At 68.2% G+C, this 534-nt stretch carries 1 protein-coding gene; it reads right to left on the bottom strand.

Annotated elements, in window-relative coordinates:
• On the bottom strand, positions 1 to 267 hold a 267-nt coding region (locus AQJ91_RS48505), incomplete at its 3' end, for an oxidoreductase (protein ID WP_456113471.1).
• Positions 268 to 534: the final 267 nt, after the last annotated feature.

Below are 534 nucleotides of genomic sequence, written 5' to 3'. Positions count from 1 at the left end.
CACGGCGTCGGTGACCTTGCGCCAGCCGGCGATGTGCTCCTCGGAGTAGATGCCCGGGGTGAGCAGGTAGCCCTGGCCATCGGCGGAGGGCTGGGTGCCCTCGGTGATGATGAGGGCGTGCGAGGCGCGCTGGGCGTAGTACTCGGCGTTCAGCTCGGTGGGTATGCCGTTGGGGGTGGACCGGCTGCGCGTCATGGGGGCCATCACAAGCCGGTGCGGCAGGGGGATCTCGCCGGCGACGATCGGGTTCCACAGGGCGTTCGACATGGTTGTTTCCTCAAATAAAGGGTGAGAGAGACTTGCGGGGTGGCGGGCCGGACGGGCCTGGTGGCCTTCCACCGTGGAAGGGCAGACCGGGCGGAGGGGCAGTCGACGGTGCGGAGGAGCTTGCCGCCCTCATGACCGCCGCCAATGGAGGGCTGGTCCCCGGCTGTCCGTCCAGTTGGGAGGATGCCGAATGCGTCGGTCTTCACCCACGCCCCAGGACGCATCGGTCGTGTGCGGTACCAGCCGCACCGTAGAAAAAGGACTCCC

Origin of the sequence: Streptomyces dysideae, from assembly GCF_001514305.1 — a bacterium.
In the GTDB taxonomy this organism is placed as follows: Bacteria; Actinomycetota; Actinomycetes; order Streptomycetales; family Streptomycetaceae; genus Streptomyces; species Streptomyces dysideae.
This window is presented reverse-complemented; position numbering and strand designations above follow the sequence as displayed.